Below are 21,663 nucleotides of genomic sequence, written 5' to 3' on the forward strand. Positions count from 1 at the left end.
GGTTGCGGGTTGCGGGTCGCTGGACGCCGGTCGCTAAACACTGGTCGCGGGTCGCTGGACGCTGGACGCTGGATGCCGGTCACCGTTCGCCGGTCGCCCGGCATGGCGGTCCCGAAAGGCCCACGCGCATGAAAGCCGGCGTGCCGCCCGTGCTGGCTTCGCACCGACCTGTCCCCACATGCGCCCGCCAATGTTAGACTGCGGCGCTGGAGATGGCATTCTCCATTAACCGCCTCGAAGCTGATGATGCCTGCTTCGCCCGGATGACTGCGGACGCGGCAGCGCGTCGCCCGCACGGTCCGGTTTGTTGACACTCCGGTTTTGCCAGGCCCCTTCCCATGTATTGGTCCTTTCTCGCAGTCGCCATCGGCGGCGCGCTCGGTTCGCTGTTCCGCTGGTTTCTCGGCTTTCGTATGAATGGCCTCTTCAGCGACTTGCCGCTCGGCACGCTCGCCGCCAATGTGATTGCCGGCTACATCATCGGCGTCGCGGTGGCGGGATTTGCCCGCGCGCCGCAGATCGCCCCGGAGTGGCGACTGTTCGTCATTACCGGTTTGATGGGCGGTCTGTCCACCTTCTCCACCTTCTCGGCGGAAGTCGTGCAGCGTTTGCAGGACGGCCGGCTCGGCTGGGCAGCGGGTGAAATCGCGATTCACGTCGGCTCATCGCTGGCGATGACCATCCTCGGCATCGCGACCGTTTCGTTGTTGGTGCGCTGAGCGCGCGGGTAGATTGGCGAGGCTTGCGCGGTCGCTGGGTTGGCGGGGTCAGCGCCGAGCCCATGAACGCAACCGTCTTGGCGCCCTCTTCGCTATCGCGTCGATGTCTTTTTCCGCCACAGCAGCCGTCCATGCGTCATACCGGAACAGCAGACCCAGATGCTTCCGGCCGCTGCACCGCGAACGAAGCAGTGCTTAAATCACTATTAGATTCGCTCGGTATGTGTGGGGCAACCACCGCGCGACGTCGAAACTCGACTATGCGCTTCCTGACTCAACGCGAACCGGGTCAAGTTCCTGACCTTCCCGGTCTGACCGTTTGGAGGACTAAGCATGTTAGCCAACAACGCCGACAAGCTCCTGATCCGGCTGCCTGAAAGTTATGTCAATGCGCTGCGGAACAGGACCGTTCACTCGACAGCAAGATTTGCAGGAATTGGGCCCGGGGCTCTGGACGTACTGTTTCCGGCGCCGACCAGTCGGTTCGTCGGCGAAAGCACCGACTGGCTCGTGCTGCGGCCCGATGCTGTGGAAGACATGCATCCATGGGACCGTGCTCATAAGCAGGCACAAGCGATATTGCGCGCTGAACGAAATATCAGGCGCAACGATGTTTATGTAGAGCCTAACATCGCTTACCGGCAACCTTCGAACGACAGGAATGCCGATAAAGACAGTCATTCGGCCGTCGAGCCAACCACCGGTACGACAGAACAGGGCCCGCCGTACCCTCCCTCCGAAACGCTCAACGCGAGCTATCCACCAGCCAGTAACACGCAATTCTCGCCAGCATGGCATCTGGAACATGCGCGGTTCCCACAGGCGTGGGAAGTGACCCAGGGCGACGGCGTGCGAATCGCGCACCTGGACATTGGCTGGTGGCCCGAACACTATTCGGTGCCACTGAATATGCGCGCGCAGCAAGGTTGGAACTTCGTCGAAGACAATGACAATACTTCGGACCCCGGCGAAGGCCCCAACGCCGGACACGGTACTGCGACACTCGCCCTGCTCGCCGGGAATGAGGTTAGCTTGACTGCAAAGACCCCGGCGACGCCAGCAGGCCAGGTCTATGAAGGATTCATCGGAGGCGCGCCTCGCGCGGAAGTCGTCCCTGTAAGAATCGCTGGCGTGGATGGCTCCGTCGTGCATCTGTACGGCGAGACCATGGCCAAGGGGCTGATGTACGCCTTGAAACCGGGAAATAGTCAGCAGTGCGATGTTGTTAGCCTCAGCCACGGCGGACTACCTATGAAATCCTGGGCGCGAGCCACAAATGCGCTCTTCGAAGCTGGAGTCGTGGTCGTCGCGGCGGCCGGCGATAGTTTCTGGGCCGTCGTTACGGACATCGTCACTCACTTTACTCTTTATCCGTCTGCGTTCTACCGGGTAGTGACGGCCACCGGGGTCACCTTCGACGAAGGCCCGTACAAGCGAGACGAGCTGGGAGTCATGCAAGGTTGCTGGGGGCCTGACAAAGTCATGTTGAAGGCGACCGGTGCCTACACGCCGAACGTGCCGTCGATGACTTACAGGACGGAACATGGATGGACCATGCACGGAGGCGGTACATCCTCGAGCGCACCCCAAATAGCAGCAGCATGTGCGCTCTGGCTGGCAGGTCCAGGCAAAGCCTATCCGAAGGATTGGCGTCGTGTGATTGCATGCCGCGAAACGCTCAGACTGTCCGTTCAAGACAGGAAAGAGGATTTCAGTACGATAGGACTCGGCAGACTGGATGCGGCCGCAATGCTGGACGAGAACCTGGCGCGTGACATCAAGGCGCGGTACGACGCAAACGAGCTTCGGAAAATCAGGCCGGACGATGTTTCGTGGCCACTCTTTCGCTTGCTGGCTGGCCTCCCCCCAGTTGGAGACGGGAGCAAGGACATCGCTGGGAGCGAGGAGCTCTTTGACGGCAGCGAACCGGACACCTCCTCTGAAACAAGCGGCATCGAACAGATGTACGAGGTCGAGGCGCTGCAAGTTTTTTATCGAAGCCGCAACAAATCGTTAATCGATGCTGTTCAGAGCTTTCAGGACGGCCATGCGCCGTCAAAAAAGCAGCTAGCGGATCTCAAGACGATGTTGCTTGCCGAGGACAATATGTCGAACGCTTTGCGGGAGTACCTGTCGACCCGTCCATGCGGATGGCGCGACACCTTGATGTATCGACGCATCGTGCTCTACCACCAGCGGATGCACGATTGCGAACAGTGTCTCTGACGACAGTGCAGTGCCGCTAGCGCGCAGTAGCAGACGAATCGTGGAGATCGGATATCCCGCGTCGTGCTGGGGAGCCGGCGGCATTCTCTACGCACGCCACGGAAAAACAGCTCAGCGAAGCGAGTATCCTTACCAACGGACCGCAAGGTTAAGAGCGCATCGAACTATGCGGTAGCCGCCGCATTAGCCGCATTAGCCGCATTAGCCGCGTTAGCCGCGTTAGCCGCGTTAGCCGCGTTAGCCGCGTCAGCCGCGAATGTTTCCAGCATTAGCGAACAAAAAATACTGCGGTCCGCTTACAACACGTCCGAACAAGTGCATAGCGCCGGAGCCCGGCTCCCTGGTGCGGTCTGGAGAGATCATGAGCGCAGGCTTTCAACATCCGTTTCCTGCATCGGCAAGTAGCGTCGGAAAAGGAAAAATCGTCAGTGCGCAACAGGCCGTCAGGCTGATTCGCCCAGGCAACACCGTGGCAACCGGCGGTTTCGTTGGCATTGGCTTCGCGGAGGAAATCGCCATCGCAGTGGAGCGGCTGTTCCTCGACTCGCCAGGCAGCGAAAACGATGCGCCGCGAAATCTGACGCTAGTCTACGCAGCCGGTCAGGGCGACGGCGCGCACAAGGGCCTGAATCACTTTGCCCATCAAGGACTCGTGCGGCGAGTCGTCGGTGGTCACTGGGGACTTGTCCCGGGGCTTCAACGTCTGGCCGTGGAAGGCCAGATCGAAGCGTACAACCTTCCCCAAGGCGTGATCTCCCAGCTGTTTCGCGACATCGCGGCTCGTCGGCCTGGCCATTTGTCCACGGTCGGACTCGGTACCTTTGTCGACCCCCGCAACGGCGGCGGCAAGCTCAACTCCCGAACCACGGAGGACCTCGTCAGCCTGATATCGGTCAACGGTGCCGACTGCCTCCTGTACAAGACGTTTCCGGTTGACGTTGCCATCGTGCGCGGTACCACCGCCGATGCGAACGGCAATGTGACGATGGAAAAGGAAGCGCTCACCCTCGAATCGCTCGCCATCGCAATGGCCGCGCGCAACTCTGGCGGCATCGTGATAGTTCAGGTGGAGCGCATTGCCGAGTCTGGCACGCTCAACCCTCGACAGGTCAAAATACCTGGAACCCTGGTTGATTGTGTCGTGGTCGCAAAGCCGGAGAACCACTGGCAAACCTTCGCCGAACCGTACAACCCTGGCTTTGCGAGTGAGCTCCGTATTGCCACCGGTTCGAATCCGGTCATGGCGCTGACCGAGCGCAAAGTCATCGCGCGGCGCGCGTCGTTTGAACTGATGGCCAATAGCGTGGTGAACCTCGGGATCGGCATGCCAGAGGGAATAGCGAGCGTCGCGAACGAAGAAAAAGTTTGCGACCTCTTTACGATGACAACCGAGCCGGGCGTCATCGGAGGCGTCCCGGCAGGCGGCTTGAATTTCGGCGCGGCAATCAACACCGACGCCATCATCGACCAGCCCTACCAGTTCGACTTCTATGACGGCGGCGGCCTGGACATCGCATTTCTCGGGCTCGCGCAAGTCGACCGGGAAGGCAACCTGAACGTGAGCAAGTTCGGGCCGAAGCTTGCCGGTGCCGGTGGCTTCATCAACATCTCACAGGCCGCGAGGAAGGTCGTGTTTGTCGGGACCTTTAACGCAGGCACGCTGGACGTACGTATCAAAGACGGACGACTTCAGATTCTTAACGGTGGTGCCTCCCAGAAATTCGTGGATGCAGTCGAACATCGAACCTTTAGCGGCCGTTACGCCCGCGAGCGCGAGCAGCCCGTTCTTTACATCACCGAACGGTGCGTCTTCACCCTGACGCGTGATGGGCTCGAGCTCGTCGAAATCGCGCCCGGGGTTGACCTGCATGCAGACATCGTCTCGCAGATGGGTTTTGCTCCCATCATCAAGGCACCGCCGCGCCTCATGGATGCCCGCATCTTCGAGGACAAGCCGATGGGCTTGCGAGCCATGCTGTTGAGGCTGAAGCTCAGTGAGCGCTTCAGCTACGACGCCGATAAAAACATGTTCTTCATCAACTTCGAAGGACACAAGGTGACGACCGTTGACGACGTCGAGGCAATCCGGGTCGAGGTTGAGCGAGCGCTGTCCGGCTTTGACGTGAAGCCCCACGCTATCGTCAACTACGACAATTTCTCGATAGCTCCGGAAGTCATTGATGCCTACTCCGAGATGGTCACTCGTTTAGTTGCCCGATATTATTCGGACGTGACTCGATATACGACGAGTAGTTTCCTTCGAATGAAATTGGGAGACGCCTTGCAGCGACGCAGTGTCGCCACATATATCTATGAGAGCCCCGAAGAGGCATCGTCTCGCGAAGCCCGGTAGTCGATTCGGCAGGCTTGCGACGTCGGAGCGTCACATTTGAACTTGCTGGAAGACCGTTTCCAATTGAGACGCTCGCCGACGTGCCGGTCGTGATGAAGCACACCCGCGCGTTTCTCCCGCCGGTGCGCTCGTCCACTCTACTCACCCGCACGGACTGACTGCCTTCATGCCTTCGCAGGTCGCCCCGTCTTTACCGCCTCTACCGCCGTCACCGCGGCCAGCAGGCGTTTGGATGCCGCGGCCTCCAGCATGATCAGTCCGGCGCGCAGCAACTCGCTCTTTTTGACGGATACGCCTGCATCCAGGCACCTCTGCTTCAAGGCTGCGATTTTGTCGTAGTCAGATTTCGGCATCGTGAAACTGTCCCGCACGACCTTTTCCTTCTTCGAACGCCGGGGCTTTTCGTCAACCGGCAGCGTGGTGTCTTCTGATTTCGAAGCAGCCGCGCGCTTTGTCTTCGATGCCTTCCTGGTCGAGACGGGGTCGGCTGCCGGCGATTGTTCAGCAACTGCAACCTGCGCGTCACTATCCACTTCCTGCGTGTTCGAATTTTTGGCGAGATCGACGGCCTTCTTTGTCGGCTTATGGGAGGTCGGTGCGCTCATGGCTAGCTCCAGATTGTTATCGGTATAAACAGTATATACCGTTATTTTTTCTGGCAGGTCGAGCGCCGTGATCGACATCCGGCGGGAAATGTCGTAACAATGTGCGGGCGCATCCGCAGCACAAAAAAAAGGCGTCACGTTGCCGTGACGCCTTAAAAGTTCTAGCCATTCCGAGGGCCGTGCTAGAACCTGAGAGATCGGATTCGAAAGATTGGCTGCAGATGGCGCCCACTAAAAAGCCGTGACGGTAATCTTGGGAGAAAACCAACCGGATACGAAGGGAGTTACCAGGAGTTCAGAAGCGGCGGAAAAGACCGGGCCCCGAAACCAGCTTTCGAAATGAGGTTCCATTTTTTATGGTTATGCTGACTAAGTCAAGCAAAATCTGAACAGACTTCGTCATACTACGAAAAATATTCCGATACAATGAATCTTATGAAAAAAATGAAAAAAATTGGCCCAGCGTCCCATTCCGAGGCCTTCAGTGGCTCGCTGCGGCTCGGCTATCAGCAGTTTGCGGACAATAAACTGAAATAAAGTTCCAAGAAACCACATGAACCGACCCACACCCTCTCGACCCACCACCGCTCCGCTCAAAGACCGGGACGGCTCCGGCGATGAAGTCACCGCGCTCGCCCGTGGCCTGACCGTGCTGCGCGCGATCGCCGCCGCCGACGCGCCGCTCAGCAACCGCGAACTCACCGAGCGCACCGGCATTCCTAAACCGACCGTTTCGCGCATCACCGCGACGCTGGTCGGCGCGGGCTTTCTGTTCCGGCTGCCCGAAAGCGAGCGCTTCGTGCTGACGTCGTCCGTGCTGGAATTGAGCAGCGGCTTTTTGCGCAACTTCGACATCCGCACGCGTGCTCGGCCATTCCTGATCGAGCTTGCCGAACGCACGGCGCTGTCAGTGCATCTGGCCGTGCGCGACCGCCTCGACATGGTGGTGATCGATGCAATCCGGCCACGCTCGGCCGTGCTGGTGTCGCGCCTCGAGATTGGCTCGCGGATAAACCTGAGCCGCACCGCGGTCGGCCGCGCTTATCTCGCGGCGCTCGCGCCGCCGGAACGGGACGCGCTGCTGGCCGGCTTGCAGGTGGCGGAAGGCGTCGACTGGGGCTACGTCGGCAGCCGGCTCGAAAGCGCGCTGCAGGACACCATCGAGCGCGGCTACGCGATTTCCACCGGCGAGTGGCACGACGGCCTGAATGCCATTGCGCGCGGGTTCGTCGGACCGTCCGGTGAACGCTACGCGGTCAATTGCGGCGGCGCGGCCGACCAGTGCCCGCGCGACTGGCTGATCGCGAGCGCCGCGCCGGCGCTGCTCGAATGCATCGACAGGATCGTTGTCGAAATCGGCGGAGCGCCGGGGCGCCGGTTGCAAAACTGAGCCGAACCTGAGCCGCGGTGTTTGCCGCGCGGTCGATCTGACCACGACAACATCTGCGCAATACCGCGGCAGCACCACCGCAAACACGCAACGCCACCGCAACACCACGCGGCCAGCCCCTGCAACACCGGCTGTAACTTTCGTAATCAAACGAAAAAAACGCCGGTGGACTATTACAGACCCCGCAACGTACGATCATGCAATTCCCGCCACGGGCGCGCCCGGCGAGCCGTTATCGCCAGCGCAGACGGCCCGGCCCGGCCGGTGATGATGCCGCATTGCGTTAACATCGCTGTCCCGCGCCTCGGGTAGCATCGCGCTGAACGTGCGCGGCGCGCCCGCTGTCGAAACCGCCTGCCCTGTCGCCCGCGTGCCAGTGCGCCGATTCCCCCGTACCGGCGAAACCGCGCAAGCGTCCCACATCAAAGCCAGCCACCTGATCGAACCGATGGACGAACAACAACAGCATCCGGAAACCCAACGCCCTGCCGCTCCGCCTTCCGCGCCGTCCGCAAGCGGCGCCCCGACCGGCGCGCCGGACTATGCCGCCGGCGCGGTGAAGCGGCACCGCGGCCGCAATATCGCACTGATCATCGCGGCGCTGGTCATTCTCGGAGTCGTGGCGTGGCGCTGGCATCCGTGGGGCGGGCCCAGCGGCGACGCCAGCGGCGCGACCAGCGCCAGAAGCGCGAGCAGCGGCCGGGCGGGCCGTGGCGGGCCGGGCGCGATGGCCAACATGCCGCAACCGGTTCATGTGGCGGCTGCCACCCAGGGCGAGATGCCGGTGGTGCTGACCGCGCTCGGCACGGTCACGCCGCTCGCCACCGTCACCGTGCTGCCGCAGTTGAGCGGCGTGCTGCAGGATGTGTATTTCAAGGAAGGCCAGATGGTCAAAAAGGGCGACGTGCTGGCCCAGATCGACCCACGCCCATTTCAGATCTCGCTGGAAAACGCCCAAGGCGTGCTGGTGCGCGACGAGGCGCTGTTGCAGACCGCCCGTCTCGACCTGAAGCGTTATCAGACGCTGCTCGCGCAGGATTCGATCGCCGGCCAGCAGGTCGATACGCAGGCGTCGCTCGTGCGGCAATACGAAGGCACGGTGAAGTCCGACAAGGCGAACATCGAGAGCTTCAAGCTCGACCTCATCTATGCACGCATCACCGCGCCGGTGTCGGGGCGCGTCGGTTTGCGCCAGGTCGACCCGGGCAACTACGTGACGTCGAGCCTCTCCACGGGCATCGTCGTGATTACGCAGTTGCAGCCGATCAGCGTGATCTTCACCACCTCCGAAGACAACCTGCAGCAGATCATCCAGCACACGCGCAACGGCGAGCAGCTGTCGGCCACCGCGTATGACCGCGCCAACACCACGCCGCTCGAAGTGGGTTCGCTCAAAACGATGGACAATCAGATCGACACCACCACCGGCACGGTCCGGCTGCGCGCGATCTTCCAGAATGACGACAGCCGGCTGTTCCCGAATCAGTTCGTGAATACACGTCTGCTGGTCGATACGATCAAGGATGCGGTGATCGTGCCGACCACGGCCGTGCTCAACGGTTCGATGGGTCAGTTCGTGTACGTCGTGAAGCCGGACAATACGGTGACGGTGCGTCCGGTCAAGATCGGCCCGGTCGACGGCGAGCGCACCAGCATCAAATCCGGCTTGCAGGTTGGCGAGCGCGTCGTGACCGACGGTTCGGACCGGCTGCGCGAAGGCGCGAAGATCACGATTCCGGCCGAGCGGCCACGCGGTGCCGGTGGTGCCGGTGGTGCCGGTGGTGCGAGCGGCGCGGCCGCGGCCTCGGCCGCCTCGGGCGCTCACGCGCATCACGGCAAACACGCGGCGCAAGCCTCGCAATAAAGGCATGGCACTCACCGCATGAATCCATCCCGCGCTTTCATTCTGCGCCCCGTCGGCACCGCGCTGCTGATGGCGGCCATCATGCTGGTCGGCCTCGTCGCGCTGCGCTTCCTGCCGCTCTCCGCACTGCCCGAGGTCGACTACCCGACGATCCAGGTGCAGACCTTTTATCCGGGCGCGAGCCCGGACGTGATGACGTCGTCCGTGACCGCGCCGCTCGAGCGGCAGTTCGGGCAGATGCCGTCGTTGAATCAGATGTCGTCGCAAAGCTCGGCCGGCTCGTCGATCATCACGCTGCAATTCAGCCTCGATTTGCCGCTCGACATCGCCGAGCAGGAAGTCCAGGCCGCGATCAACGCGGCCGGCAACCTGCTGCCTGCGGATCTGCCCGCGCCGCCGATCTACGCGAAGGTCAATCCGGCCGACGCGCCGATCATGACGCTCGCGATCACCTCGAAGACACTGCCGATGACCCAGGTGCAGGACATGGCCGACACGCGTCTTGCGCAGAAAATTTCGCAGGTCGCGGGGGTGGGTCTGGTGAGCCTGTCGGGCGGCCAGCGCCCGGCCGTGCGCATCCAGGCGAACCCGCGCGCCCTGGCCGCCTACGGTCTGAACCTGGACGATCTGCGCACCACGATCTCGAACCTGAACGTCAACACGCCGAAGGGCAACTTCGACGGCCCGACGCGCAACTACACGATCAACTCGAACGATCAGCTCACCGACGCCGAGCAGTACAAGAGCGCGGTGATCGCGTACAAGAGCGGCCGCCCGGTGATGCTGACCGACGTCGCCAGCATCGTCGAGGGGCCGGAGAACACCAGGCTCGGCGCGTGGGTCGACAACACGCCGGCGATCATCCTGAACGTGCAGCGCCAGCCGGGCGCCAACGTGATTCAGGTGGTGGACAGCATCAAGACGCTGCTGCCGCAATTGCAGCGGGCGCTGCCCGCCGCGCTCGACGTGCAGATCGTCACCGACCGCACCACCACGATCCGCGCGTCGGTGCGCGACGTGCAGTTCGAACTGGCGATGTCGGTGGTGCTGGTGGTGCTGGTGATGTACCTGTTCCTCGCCAACGTCTACGCGACCATCATCCCGAGTCTGTCGGTGCCGCTGTCGCTGATCGGCACGCTCGCCGTGATGTACCTGTGCGGCTTCTCGCTGGACAACCTCTCGCTGATGGCGCTGACCATCGCGACCGGCTTCGTGGTCGACGACGCGATCGTGATGATCGAGAACATCGCGCGCTACGTCGAGGAAGGCGACTCGGCGCTCGAAGCGGCGCTGAAGGGTTCGAAACAGATCGGCTTCACGATCATTTCGCTGACGGTGTCGCTGATCGCCGTGCTGATCCCGCTGCTCTTCATGGGCAACGTGGTCGGGCGGCTGTTCCACGAATTCGCGATCACGCTCGCGGTGACCATCGTGATTTCGGCGGTCGTGTCGCTCACGCTCGTGCCGATGATGTGCGCGAAGCTGCTGCGGCACACGCCGCCGCCCGACAGCAATCGCTTCGAGGCGAAGGCGCACCGCTTCATCGACTGGGTGATCGCCCGCTACGGGGTCGCGCTCACGTGGGTGCTGAACCGCCAACGCGCCACGCTGTTCGTCGCAGTGCTCACGCTGGTGCTGACCGGCGTGCTGTATGTGTACATTCCGAAGGGCTTCTTCCCGGTGCAGGATACCGGGGTGATCCAGGCGATCACACAGGCGCCGCAATCGGTTTCGTATGCGTCGATGGCCGAGCGCCAGCAGGCACTCGCCGCGCAGATCCTGAAGAACCCGGACGTCGAAAGCCTGACGTCGTTCATCGGCGTGGACGGCACCAACATCACGCTGAACAGCGGCCGCATGCTGATCAACCTGAAGCCGCGCGACGACCGCAGCAACACCGCGAGCGAAGTGATCCGCCAGTTGCAGAAGGACGTCGCGCATATTGCCGGCGTGTCGCTGTTCATGCAGCCGGTGCAGGATCTGACGATCGATTCGACCGTGAGCCCGACGCAGTACCAGTTCATGCTGACCGATCCGAACATCAGCGAATTCACGACGTGGGTGCCGAAGCTGGTCGACCGGCTCAAGCAGTCGCCCGAACTCGCGGACGTGGCGACCGATCTGCAGGACAACGGCCGCTCGGTGTTCATCGAAATCGACCGCGCCACCGCGTCGCGCTTCGGCATCACGCCGGCCACCATCGACAGTGCGCTGTACGACGCGTTCGGCCAGCGCATCATCTCGACCATCTTCACGCAGTCGAACCAGTACCGCGTGATTCTGGAAGTGCGGCCCGACATGCAGCACTACACCGAGTCGCTGAACTCGATCTATCTGCCCTCCTCGACGTCCTCGGGCGGCCAGGTGCCGCTGTCGTCGATCGCGAAGTTCATCGAAAAACCCGCGCCGCTGCTCGTCACGCACCTGAGCCAGTTCCCGGCCACCACGGTGTCGTTCAACCTCGCGCCGGGCTCGTCGCTCGGCGCGGCCGTTCGCGCGATCGATCAGGCGGAGCAGGACGTCGGCTTGCCGGCCTCGTTCCAGACACGCTTCCAGGGCGCGGCGCTGGCGTTTCAGGCGTCGCTCGCCAACGAGCTGTTCCTGATCCTCGCCGCGATCGTCACGATGTACATCGTGCTCGGCGTGCTGTACGAGAGCTTCATCCATCCCATCACGATCCTGTCGACGCTGCCGTCGGCCGGCGTCGGCGCACTGCTCGCGCTGCTCATCACCGGGCACGATCTGGACATCATCGGCATCATCGGCATCGTGCTGCTGATCGGTATCGTGAAGAAGAACGCGATCATGATGATCGACTTCGCGCTCTACGCCGAGCGCGAGGAGAGCAAGCCGCCGCGCGAAGCGATCTACCAGGCGTGTCTGCTGCGCTTCCGGCCGATCCTGATGACCACGCTCGCGGCCCTGCTCGGCGCGCTGCCGCTGATGCTCGGCACCGGCGCTGGTTCGGAGCTGCGCCGGCCGCTCGGTATCGCGATTGCGGGCGGCCTGATCGTCAGCCAGTTGCTGACGCTGTTCACCACGCCGGTGATCTACCTCGCGTTCGATTCGCTCGGCCGCCGCGTGCGCGAGCGCTTCAATCGCGGCGGGCCGGCGAGCGGCACGACACCGCCCGCCACCGATGCAGGGAACTGAGCGATGAACCTGTCGCGTCCGTTTATCGCCCGCCCGATCGCCACCACGCTGCTGGCGATCGGCATCGCGCTGGCCGGCGCGTTCGCGTTCACCAAACTGCCGGTCGCGCCGCTGCCGCAGGTCGATTTCCCGACCATCTCGATTCAGGCCACGTTGCCGGGCGCGAGCCCGGAGACGGTCGCCACCAGCGTCGCGAGTCCGCTCGAACGGCACCTGGGCTCGATCGCCGATGTCACCGAAATGACCTCGATGAGCGCGGTGGGCTCCACGCGGATCACGATGCAGTTCGGCCTGAATCGCGACATCAACGGCGCGGCGCGCGACGTGCAGGCCGCGATCAACGCCGCGCGTGCCGATCTGCCGACCAGCCTGCGCAGCAACCCGACTTATCACAAGGTCAACCCCGCCGACGCGCCGATCCTGATTCTGGCGCTCACATCGAATACGCGGACCGCCGGCCAGTTGTACGACTCGGCGGCCACCGTGCTGCAGCAGTCGCTGTCGCAGGTGAACGGGATCGGCGAAGTGGACGTGAGCGGCTCGGCCAACCCGGCCGTGCGCGTCGAACTCGAGCCGCATGCGCTCTCGCACTACGGCATTGGTCTGGAGGACGTGCGCGCGGCGCTCGCCGCAGCCAACGCGAACAGCCCGAAAGGCTCGATCGATTTCGGCGCGAATCGCGTGCAGATCTACACCAACGACCAGGCGAGCAAGGCCTCGCAGTACAAGGATCTGGTCATCGCCTATCGCAACGGCGCGCCAGTCAAGCTCTCCGACATGGCCGAGGTGGTCGATTCCGTCGAAGATCTGCGCAACCTCGGTCTCTTCAACGGCAAGAGTTCGGTGCTGGTGATCCTGTACCGCCAGCCAGGCGCGAACATTATCGAAACGGTCGACCGCGTGAAGGCGATGCTGCCGCAACTGCACGCGTCGCTGCCCGCCGACGTCGACATCACGCCGACCGCCGACCGCTCCACCACGATCCGCGCGTCGCTGCGCGACACCCAGCACACGCTGGTGATCGCGATCGCGCTGGTGGTGATGGTGGTGTTCCTGTTCCTGCGCAACTGGCGCGCCACGCTGATTCCGAGTGTGGTCGTGCCGCTGTCGATCATCGGCACGTTCGCCGCGATGTATCTGCTGGACTTTTCGATCGACAACCTGTCGTTGATGGCGTTGACGATCGCGACCGGCTTCGTGGTCGACGACGCGATCGTGGTGCTGGAGAATATTTCCCGCCATATCGAGAACGGCGTGCCACGCATGAAGGCCGCGTTCCTCGGCGCACGCGAAGTCGGCTTCACGGTGATGTCGATCAGCATTTCGCTGGTCGCCGTGTTCCTGCCGATCCTGCTGATGGGCGGCATCGTCGGCCGGCTGTTCCGCGAGTTCGCGCTGACGCTGTCGCTGGCAATCGCCGTATCGCTGATCGTCTCCCTCACGCTCACGCCGATGATGTGTTCGCGCCTGCTGCGCGAGCCGCACGAGAAGAAGGCGGAAAGCCGCTTCGGCCGCTGGCTCGAGCGCGGCTTCACGTCGATGCAGCGCGGCTACGAACGCACGCTAGGCTGGGCACTGCTGCATCCGCGCCTGATCGTGACGATCTTGCTGCTGACCATCGGCCTGAACATCTGGCTATACATCATCGTGCCGAAGGGCTTCTTCCCACAGCAGGACACCGGGCGGATGATCGGCGGCATTCAGGCCGATCAGAGCACCTCGTTCCAGGCGATGAAGGGCAAGTTCTCGCAGATGATGGACATCGTCGGCAAGAACCCGGCGGTGGACAGCGTGGTCGGCTTCACCGGCGGCCGGCAGACCAACTCGGGCTTCATGTTCGTTTCGCTGAAACCGAAAAGCGAGCGCGGCCTGTCCGCCGATCAGGTGATGCAGCAACTGCGCGCGCCGCTCGGCGATGTGGCCGGCGCACGCACTTTCCTGCAGGCGGTGCAGGACATCCGCGTCGGCGGACGCCAATCGAATGCGCAGTACCAGTTCACGCTGCTGGCCGATTCGACGTCCGACCTGTACCTGTGGGGCCCCAAGCTGACCGAGGCGCTGCAGGCGCGCCGTGAACTGGCCGACGTGAACTCCGACCAGCAGCAAGGCGGCCTCGAAGCGATGGTGACGATCGACCGCGCCACCGCGTCGCGTCTGGGCATCCGCCCGGCGCAAATCGACAACACCTTGTACGACGCGTTCGGCCAGCGCCAGGTGTCGACCATCTATAACCCGCTGAATCAGTATCACGTCGTGATGGAAGTCGCGCCGCGCTACTGGCAGAGCCCGCAGACGTTGCGCGAGCTCTTCATCAGCACGTCGGGCGGCAGCGCGAGCGGCGCGCAGACCACCAACGCGCCGGCGGGCACGGTGACGAAGGAAACCGCGGCGACCACCAGCGCAGCGACCACCAGCGCGGCGACCGGCGGCACCGCGGGCACTACCGCATCGAGCACGGCGAGCATCGCCGCCGACTCCGCGCGCAACCAGGCGATCAATTCGATTGCGGCGAGCGGCAAGTCGAGCGCGTCGTCGGGATCGGCCGTGTCGACCTCGAAGGAAACCATGGTGCCGTTGTCGGCGATCGCGGCCTTCGGGCCGGGAACCACGCCGTTGTCGGTGAATCACCAGAGCCAGTTCGTCGCCTCGAGCATCTCGTTCAATCTGCCGCCGGGCGTGTCCTTGTCGACGGCGACCCAGGCAATCTACGACACGATGGCCCAGATCGGCATGCCGGCGACGATTCACGGCAGTTTCCAAGGCACCGCCCAGGCATTCCAGCAGTCGATGTCCGACCAGCCGATCCTGGTCCTGGCCGCGCTCGCAGCGGTGTATATCGTGCTGGGGATACTCTACGAGAGCTATATCCACCCGCTCACGATTCTCTCGACGCTGCCTTCGGCAGGCCTCGGCGCGTTGCTGGCGCTGCTGCTGTTTCGGACCGAGTTCAGCATCATCGCGCTGATCGGCGTGATCCTGCTGATCGGCATCGTGAAGAAGAACGCGATCATGATGATCGACTTCGCGATCGAAGCATCGCGGCAGGGACTGTCGTCACGCGACGCGATTTTCCAGGCGTGTCTGCTGCGCTTCCGGCCGATCATGATGACCACCTTCGCCGCGATGCTCGGCGCACTGCCGCTCGCGTTCGGACGCGGCGAAGGCGCGGAGTTGCGCGCGCCGCTGGGGATCGCGATCGTCGGCGGGCTGATCGTCAGCCAGGTGCTCACGCTCTATACGACGCCGGTGGTGTATCTGTACATGGATCGGATCCGCGTGCGGTGGGAGGCGAGGAAGGCTCGCAAGACAGGCGTGGCGCCTTCTGCGTGAGTTGTTGGCCGCGCGGCGCGTGTTGTCGTGTGTCGTGGGGCAGCGGAACGCGCCGCGAAGGCGGCGCGCAAAACGAGCGGTACGCCTACTTATGCGTATCCGCCCAATCCTTCAGCGCTTTCAACGTGTTCTCGACGTGCTTCTCCGGCGACAGGCTCGTGTACTCATAGATGATCTTGCCGTCCGGCGCGATCACGTACGACACGCGATTGGCCATCGAGTTGTGCAGCGGCATGCCGGCATCGTACGCAGGGATCACTTTCGAGTCGGCGTCCGCCGCAACCGGGAATTTGCTGCGGCATTCGCTCACTGAAAACTTCGTCAACGTGTCGATGTTGTCGTGCGACACGCCGATCACCGTTGCGCCATATTTCTTGTACTCGTCGACGGCGTCGGCGAACTCGTGAGCTTCGATCGTGCAGCCCTTGGTAAAGGCGGCCGGATAGAAGTACAGCACCACCGGCCCTTTCTTCAATTGCTCGGTCAGCGAATACGTGTAGGTCTTGCCGCCCAGCGACGCCTGCGCGGTGAACGGCGGCGCCTCGTCGCCCGGCTTGAGCGTCGCCGAGGCGCTCAGCGAATACAGCGCGAATCCGGCCGACATGACGGCGGCCAGCGTCATCGGTATGAATGCTCTCTTCATCGGTTCCTCCAGGCGTGCATGCACGCGCTTCGTCCATTGAATCGACAGCGGCGGTGTTCAGCGCAACGCCATCCGTCCCCAGACGCTATTGGAACACGTCCGCGCGAAGCCTGCCGCATGCCGCGGCAAGCACGCCCCGCCGGGCTGCGAGCCGCTTGCCCGCTCAGGCAACTGCTTCCTCGATATGCGCGCCGAACCACGCGGCCGCCGACAGATTCAGCCCGGACAACACGTCGGGTGTCAGCGCCGCGAAGCCGGCCGGCGCATCGGGGGCGGCCGCGAGCGATGCCGCGTCGCCGCCCTCGCCCGCCACTTCGGCCAGCTGCAGCAAGACGCCGAGTTCACCACGGCGCGACACGATCGCCTCGCAGATGTGCGGCGCGAGGCCGAGCTTCTCCAGCACCGCGTCTGGCGTGCTGCCGAGCACCACGTGGACCAGCGAAAAAATGCCGGTCATGAACGCGGCATCGGCGAATTCGTCGTCAGACGGACGCAGCCAGCCGGCGGCAAGCTCCATGAAGCGCGAGCGCGTGCCGGCCAGTTGCACCAGCGGATCGGCGCGCCACGGCAGATCGCCGCTGTCCGCATACAGCAGCAGTTGCGCCCAGCGCGCGATCTGCCGCGTGCCGGCAGCGATGATCGCCTCGCGCAGCGACGCAATATTGCGTCCAAGCCCAAACGCGCCCGAATTGACGAGGCGCAGCAGTTGCACCACCACGCCCGGGTTCAGCTTCAGCTCGGGTTCGAGTTCGACGATGCCGGCGTCGCGCGAGAGCAGCGCTAGCAGGCGCAGCAGGCCCGGCCGCAGCGAGCGGTTGCGCGGCGCGGCCAGCACCTGCGGCCGCGCGAAGAAATACCCCTGGAACAGCTCGAAGCCGAGCTCGCGTGCGAGCGCGAAGTCCTCACGCGTTTCGATCTTCTCCGCGAGCAGCATCTTGCCGTGCTCGCGCACGGTAGCGGCCAGTTCGGCGAGCGCGCCACGCCGGGCCTGCAGAAAGTCGACCTTGACGATGTCGGCGCATGGCAGCCTGCCGATCAGCTCGTCCGACAGTTCGCTGACGTCGTCGAGCGCGATCTGGAAACCGGCGCGGCGCAGCTCGCCTAGCCGGCGTACCAGTTGCACGTCGAAGCTGACGGTTTCGAGAATCTCGAGCACGAAGCGCTCGGGCGGCATCAGATGAACGAACTCGCTGAACAGCAGCGTACGGTCGATGTTGACGAAGCCGCGGTGCTGCCCCAGCACGGCCGGCACGCCGATCCCGCCGATCGCACGCGCCACCACCTGGGCGGACGCCTGGGCATCGTCGCCGATTTCGGCGTAGTTATGCGCGCCGGATCGAAACAGCAGCTCGTACGCGTTGACCGCGCCGTCGCGATCGAGGATCGGTTGGCGCCCCAGGTAGACGAACTGCGGGGCTCCGGTGGGATCGCCGTCGTCTGCGAATGTGTCAAGCACCTCGATGTGCCGGGTAAAGTCCCTGGCAATATGACGTTCTGACATGAATCATCGGTGCAAGGGTTCGGGAATGCTATGCAGCAGCGACGCCACGGCCGGCACTGCACAAGCGGATTTGCCGTATTAACGGACATGAAGCAGCGCCACTTTAACCGAATCGGTCCAGCGGCGGTGCCGCGGCGTGCACGCACGCTTCCTTACCAGATGTTTTTTGCAGCCGCCACTAAAGAATTCCGGACGCCGGTCGTTATCTCGTTCTGATGGGGCGGCCTGATACCTCTTGACCGCCCGAACCGGCGGCCAGCGAGCCGTTCCGCCTGCAGACGAACACAGGTTGCCAGCGATAAACATGGAAGCGAACAGGATCATCGCGCCCCGACGGGGCTCGTTGCGCACGGTCATCGACCGGCTGCGCGCGTTCGGCCGGCGCGTGGACGACACGCAGCGGATCAGCGCGAGCCGCGCTGCGCAACTGGAGCAGGTGGTCGGCGCCGTCGACCTGCTGGCGCACGTCGACGACGCGTTGCGCTTCCTGTATGTGTCCGATGCCAGCCTGCGCTTCATCGGCTACCACCGCGAGTATCTTGAGACGATCACGCTGCACGATCTCGTCGCGCCGGCCGACGTGCCGCGCCTCGACGCGCTGCTGACACAGGCCGCGATCTCCGGCAACGTCGAGAAGGCGACGCTCGACCTGATCAAGTCGCTGACCTATCCGATCACCGTCGAGCTGCGCGTGGTGCGCAGCAGCCACGACGGCATCGACGGCTATGCGATCGCCGGTTTCGACGTGTCGGCCTGGCGCGCCACCGAGGAACGTCTGACCCAGGCGCTGCATCTGGACCGCCTGACCAGCCTCGCCAACCAGTCGGCGCTGGTGCCCGCGCTGGTCGACGCGCAACAACAAGCCGACGCGCACGGCACGCCGGTCGCGCTGCTGTTGCTCGACCTCGACGATTATCAACGCGTGAACCGCGCGCTCGGCTACGACGCCGGCGATGAAATGCTGCGCGACACATCGCGGCGTCTGCTGAACATGACGAGCCCGAGCGAGACCGTGGCGCGCGTCGCCAGCGACGAGTTCGCGATTCTCGTGAAGCCCGCCGCCAGCCGCACCGACGCGGCGGCCGCCGCCGAAGCGCTGGCGCGCCGCCTCTTGACCGCGATCCAGCAGCCATACGTGTACAAGGGCCAGCAGGTGCATCTGTCGGCGAGCATCGGCATCGCGCTGTATCCCGACGTGCGTCACGTCAACGACACCGCCGGCCACGACACTCACCTGCTGCGCTGGGCCGACCATGCGTTGCTGCAAGCCAAGGCGGCCGGCGGCAACACGCTCGCGTTCTACGTGCCCGACGACAACCCGGCCGATGCCGAACGCCTGAAGCTGGAGGCCGATCTCTACGACGGCGTGCGCAACGGCGAGTTCTCGCTGCACTTCCAGCCGATCACCAGCAGCCGCACGCACGGTGTGGTCGGCGTCGAAGCGCTGATGCGCTGGTTGCATCCGGTGCATGGCCTCGTGCCGCCGTCGATGTTCATTCCGCTGGCGGAGTCGATCGGCCTGATCAACTTCCTCGGCAACTGGGTGTTGAAGGTCGCCTGCATGCAGTTGATCCAGTGGGATGCGAAGGGCATCTCGCTGCAATACGTGGCCGTCAACGTGTCGCCGCAGCAGTTCCGCGATCCGCGCTTCAAGGACTCGGTGCGCGAGGCGATCGATCTGACCGGTATCGATCCGCGCCGCGTCGTGTTCGAGATCACCGAAAGTCTGCTGATGCACGACCCGGCGCACGCGAAGGGCCTGCTCGAAGAATTGACGGCGATGGGCATACGGTTTGCCATCGACGACTTCGGCACCGGCTATTCGAGCCTCGCCTACCTGCAACGATTCCCGCTGGCCAAACTGAAGATCGACCGGAGTTTCGTCGAGAATCTGCTAACCTCGCGCAACGATCAGGCAATCGTTAGCGCGGTGGTCGGTCTGGCGCAAACGCTCGATCTCGAACTGGTGGCCGAAGGCGTCGAAACCGAGGCGCAACGCAAGCTGCTCACCGAGATGGGCTGCGATCACATTCAGGGATGGCTCGTCTGCAAGGCGTTGCCTTCCGACGAACTCGCGCGACGTTTCGAAGCGCGCACGCTTCATCTGCACAGCGCGTAGCGATGCCGGCGCGCTTACGCAGCGGAACAAGCCGGCTCGCGGCCGGCGTGGCACTCATTGGAACATGTATGGTTTTTGCGGGACTCACATGGTAAAGGCGGCGGTGCTCGACCGGCTCTGGACGCGAATGAGCGAGCGCGGCGATTTCCCCATGCTGTCGCAGTCACTGCGCACCACCATGGCGGCGATGAACAACGATGACCTCGATTTCACCGGCCTCGTGCAAGTGGTGCTGTCGGACTTCGCGTTGACGCAAAAAGTGCTGCGGCTCGCCAACTCGGCCATGTACATGGCGTTCGGCGGCAACATCACGACGGTGTCACGCGCGCTGATGGTGCTCGGCATGGATGCGGTCGGCCACCTGGTGGTCGGCCTGAAGATCGTCGATCACTTTCATCACAGCGCGCCGCGCCGCATCGACGCGAAACTCGAATTGAACCGCACGCTGCTGTCGGGCTGCGTCGCGCGTAAGCTGACCGAGCGCGGCGATCTGCGCGCCGGCGAGGAAGCGGTGGTCTGCACGCTGATGCGGCAGATCGGCAAGCTGCTGGTGGTGTTCTATCTCGACGCCGAGTGGGACCAGATTCGCCGTCATATCGACGACGGCACGCTCGAAGCGGACGCGTGCGTGCTGGTGCTCGGCGTGACGTTCGACGAAATCGGCGCCGAGGCCGCCGTGCGCTGGCGCCTGCCCGACATGATCTGCTCGGGGATGGGCGAGTTCGATCCGCAGGACACCGAGCAGCCGCGCCAGGTGCAGTGGCTGCGCGCGATCACCAATTACTCGACGGCGGTCGCCGACGTGCTGACCCAGCAGAACATGCCGGACTGGGAGCGCGAGGCGCGCATCGCCGAACTGGCGCAGGAATACAGCGGCGCGCTGAATACGGACCCCGACGTGCTGCTCGATATGAGCATCGCGCTGGCCCGCGAAGAAGGCGGCGACGGCGTGATGCGCGAGATCGTCGAGCTGCGCGCCAATGCGGATGCGATCGCACGCGAAGCGCTCGACCCCGAGGCGCGCATCGCGGTCGGGGTTAAGGATCTGCGCGAGCTGCCCGACGGCAGCCCGCTCGCGCCGGCCCTCGCGATGGCCGCTGAAACCGTGCTGGCCGGACTCGGCTTTGCGCGCACGGTGATGTTCGTCAAGCACAGCAACGGCACCTTCAAGGCGCGCCTCGGGCTCGGTCCGAAGATCGACTCGGCACTGCCGAAGCTGACCTTCAACACCGCGTTCGAGCCCGACGTGTTTCATCTCGCGATCGCGAACTCGGTGGGCATCTTCATCGAGAATGCGCGCGATCCGAAGATCATCGCGCGGCTGCCCGAATGGTTCCGCCGCTCGTTCGACGACGCTCGCGCGTTCGTGCTGCTGCCGGTAGTCGACGAGAGCGATCAGACAGTCGCGCTGTTATACGGCGACTGGTCTCACACTCAGGAGCCACGCCGCATCTCGCAGAAGGAGATGAGCGTGTTGAACGAACTGGCCAAGGAGTTAGGCCGTTTTTTCGGCCTGGGGCAGATGCGGGAAATGGAGACGACGTGAAGACGTGGCGTGATCGCTGATCACGGTGCTTCGCTCTCCTTCATTCTGGATCTGCCCTGCTTCGCTGTTGCCCGGTTTGCTTCGGGTGTTCTTCTGGCTTATTTCCGGTCCCGTTCCGGTCCTGTTCTGGCCTGCTGCAAATCTGCGCGGCACTGACCGGACCTGGCAGGGCCGTCGCTCGCCGCGGTCCCTTGCGCGAGCGTGGTCCGCGCGG

12 protein-coding genes and 1 riboswitch are annotated in these 21,663 nt (G+C 63.7%); of the genes, 9 read left to right on the forward strand and 3 right to left on the reverse strand.

Going from position 1 to position 21,663, the window contains the following annotated elements; genetic code table 11:
* Positions 1–199: 199 nt before the first annotated feature.
* A riboswitch (Fluoride riboswitch) is annotated at positions 200–260 on the forward strand.
* A gap of 78 nt (positions 261–338) precedes the next feature.
* The 3 genes from crcB to BN2475_RS18385 all read left to right on the forward strand — a co-directional run bounded on the left by crcB (position 339) and on the right by BN2475_RS18385 (position 5,298).
* Positions 339–719: a fluoride efflux transporter CrcB gene (crcB, locus tag BN2475_RS18375; protein ID WP_094780929.1), complete on the forward strand. Its 381-nt coding sequence runs from the start codon at positions 339–341 to the stop codon at positions 717–719.
* 333 nt (positions 720–1,052) lie between these two features.
* On the forward strand, positions 1,053–2,945 hold the full coding sequence (locus tag BN2475_RS18380) for a S8/S53 family peptidase (protein WP_094780930.1): 1,893 nt from the start codon (positions 1,053–1,055) through the stop codon (positions 2,943–2,945).
* Between the two features lie 361 nt (positions 2,946–3,306).
* Positions 3,307–5,298 (forward strand): acyl CoA:acetate/3-ketoacid CoA transferase, encoded by a 1,992-nt coding sequence (locus tag BN2475_RS18385; RefSeq protein ID WP_094780931.1) that lies wholly within the window; start codon positions 3,307–3,309, stop codon positions 5,296–5,298.
* Between the two features lie 164 nt (positions 5,299–5,462).
* Here the strand turns inward: BN2475_RS18385 and BN2475_RS18390 are convergent, their stop codons facing one another.
* Complete coding sequence (locus BN2475_RS18390) at positions 5,463–6,041, reverse strand: hypothetical protein (protein WP_342744634.1); 579 nt, start codon at positions 6,039–6,041, stop codon at positions 5,463–5,465.
* A 415-nt stretch (positions 6,042–6,456) separates the two neighbouring features.
* Here BN2475_RS18390 and BN2475_RS18395 point away from each other — a divergent pair, with 415 nt between their 5' ends.
* The 4 genes from BN2475_RS18395 to BN2475_RS18410 all read left to right on the forward strand — a co-directional run bounded on the left by BN2475_RS18395 (position 6,457) and on the right by BN2475_RS18410 (position 15,640).
* Positions 6,457–7,293: an IclR family transcriptional regulator gene (locus BN2475_RS18395; RefSeq protein WP_094780932.1), complete on the forward strand. Its 837-nt coding sequence runs from the start codon at positions 6,457–6,459 to the stop codon at positions 7,291–7,293.
* Positions 7,294–7,741: 448 nt separating this feature from the next.
* Complete coding sequence (locus tag BN2475_RS18400; RefSeq protein WP_094780994.1) at positions 7,742–9,157, forward strand: MdtA/MuxA family multidrug efflux RND transporter periplasmic adaptor subunit; 1,416 nt, start codon at positions 7,742–7,744, stop codon at positions 9,155–9,157.
* 18 nt (positions 9,158–9,175) lie between these two features.
* Positions 9,176–12,310 carry an MdtB/MuxB family multidrug efflux RND transporter permease subunit gene (locus BN2475_RS18405; RefSeq protein WP_094780933.1) on the forward strand — a complete coding sequence of 1,045 codons (3,135 nt, stop codon included), beginning with the start codon at positions 9,176–9,178 and terminating at the stop codon, positions 12,308–12,310.
* A 3-nt stretch (positions 12,311–12,313) separates the two neighbouring features.
* Positions 12,314–15,640: an efflux RND transporter permease subunit gene (locus BN2475_RS18410; RefSeq protein ID WP_094780934.1), complete on the forward strand. Its 3,327-nt coding sequence runs from the start codon at positions 12,314–12,316 to the stop codon at positions 15,638–15,640.
* Positions 15,641–15,725: 85 nt separating this feature from the next.
* Here BN2475_RS18410 and BN2475_RS18415 read toward each other — a convergent pair whose 3' ends face one another.
* Together BN2475_RS18415 and BN2475_RS18420 are read right to left on the reverse strand one after the other, a co-directional pair.
* A complete protein-coding gene (locus BN2475_RS18415) occupies positions 15,726–16,283 on the reverse strand; it encodes a peroxiredoxin (RefSeq protein ID WP_094780995.1) in 558 nt (185 codons plus the stop codon).
* Between the two features lie 163 nt (positions 16,284–16,446).
* Positions 16,447–17,784, reverse strand: a complete 1,338-nt coding sequence (locus BN2475_RS18420; RefSeq protein WP_094780935.1) for an EAL and HDOD domain-containing protein — start codon at positions 17,782–17,784, stop codon at positions 16,447–16,449.
* A 304-nt stretch (positions 17,785–18,088) separates the two neighbouring features.
* Between BN2475_RS18420 and BN2475_RS18425 the strand changes: the two genes are divergently transcribed.
* Positions 18,089–19,903 (forward strand): putative bifunctional diguanylate cyclase/phosphodiesterase, encoded by a 1,815-nt coding sequence (locus BN2475_RS18425; RefSeq protein WP_094780936.1) that lies wholly within the window; start codon positions 18,089–18,091, stop codon positions 19,901–19,903.
* Positions 19,904–19,991: 88 nt separating this feature from the next.
* The gene (locus tag BN2475_RS18430) at positions 19,992–21,449 is read left to right on the forward strand and encodes an HDOD domain-containing protein (RefSeq protein ID WP_094780937.1); all 1,458 of its coding nucleotides are present in this window, start codon (positions 19,992–19,994) and stop codon (positions 21,447–21,449) included.
* The last annotated feature ends 214 nt before the right edge of the window (positions 21,450–21,663 follow it).

This window comes from Paraburkholderia ribeironis (assembly GCF_900019265.1).
GTDB classification, from domain to species: Bacteria; Pseudomonadota; Gammaproteobacteria; order Burkholderiales; family Burkholderiaceae; genus Paraburkholderia; species Paraburkholderia ribeironis.

Bases quoted from the DNA above. Each gene is read 5' to 3' on its own strand.
- BN2475_RS18385 (WP_094780931.1), top strand. From the start codon at position 3,307: ATGAGCGCAGGCTTTCAACATCCGTTTCCTGCATCGGCAAGTAGCGTC.
- BN2475_RS18415 (WP_094780995.1), bottom strand. From the start codon at position 16,283: ATGAAGAGAGCATTCATACCGATGACGCTGGCCGCCGTCATGTCGGCC.
- BN2475_RS18405 (WP_094780933.1), top strand. From the start codon at position 9,176: ATGAATCCATCCCGCGCTTTCATTCTGCGCCCCGTCGGCACCGCGCTG.
- crcB (WP_094780929.1), top strand. From the start codon at position 339: ATGTATTGGTCCTTTCTCGCAGTCGCCATCGGCGGCGCGCTCGGTTCG.
- BN2475_RS18400 (WP_094780994.1), top strand. From the start codon at position 7,742: ATGGACGAACAACAACAGCATCCGGAAACCCAACGCCCTGCCGCTCCG.
- BN2475_RS18380 (WP_094780930.1), top strand. From the start codon at position 1,053: ATGTTAGCCAACAACGCCGACAAGCTCCTGATCCGGCTGCCTGAAAGT.
- BN2475_RS18410 (WP_094780934.1), top strand. From the start codon at position 12,314: ATGAACCTGTCGCGTCCGTTTATCGCCCGCCCGATCGCCACCACGCTG.
- BN2475_RS18430 (WP_094780937.1), top strand. From the start codon at position 19,992: ATGGTAAAGGCGGCGGTGCTCGACCGGCTCTGGACGCGAATGAGCGAG.
- BN2475_RS18395 (WP_094780932.1), top strand. From the start codon at position 6,457: ATGAACCGACCCACACCCTCTCGACCCACCACCGCTCCGCTCAAAGAC.
- BN2475_RS18420 (WP_094780935.1), bottom strand. From the start codon at position 17,784: ATGTCAGAACGTCATATTGCCAGGGACTTTACCCGGCACATCGAGGTG.
- BN2475_RS18425 (WP_094780936.1), top strand. From the start codon at position 18,089: ATGGAAGCGAACAGGATCATCGCGCCCCGACGGGGCTCGTTGCGCACG.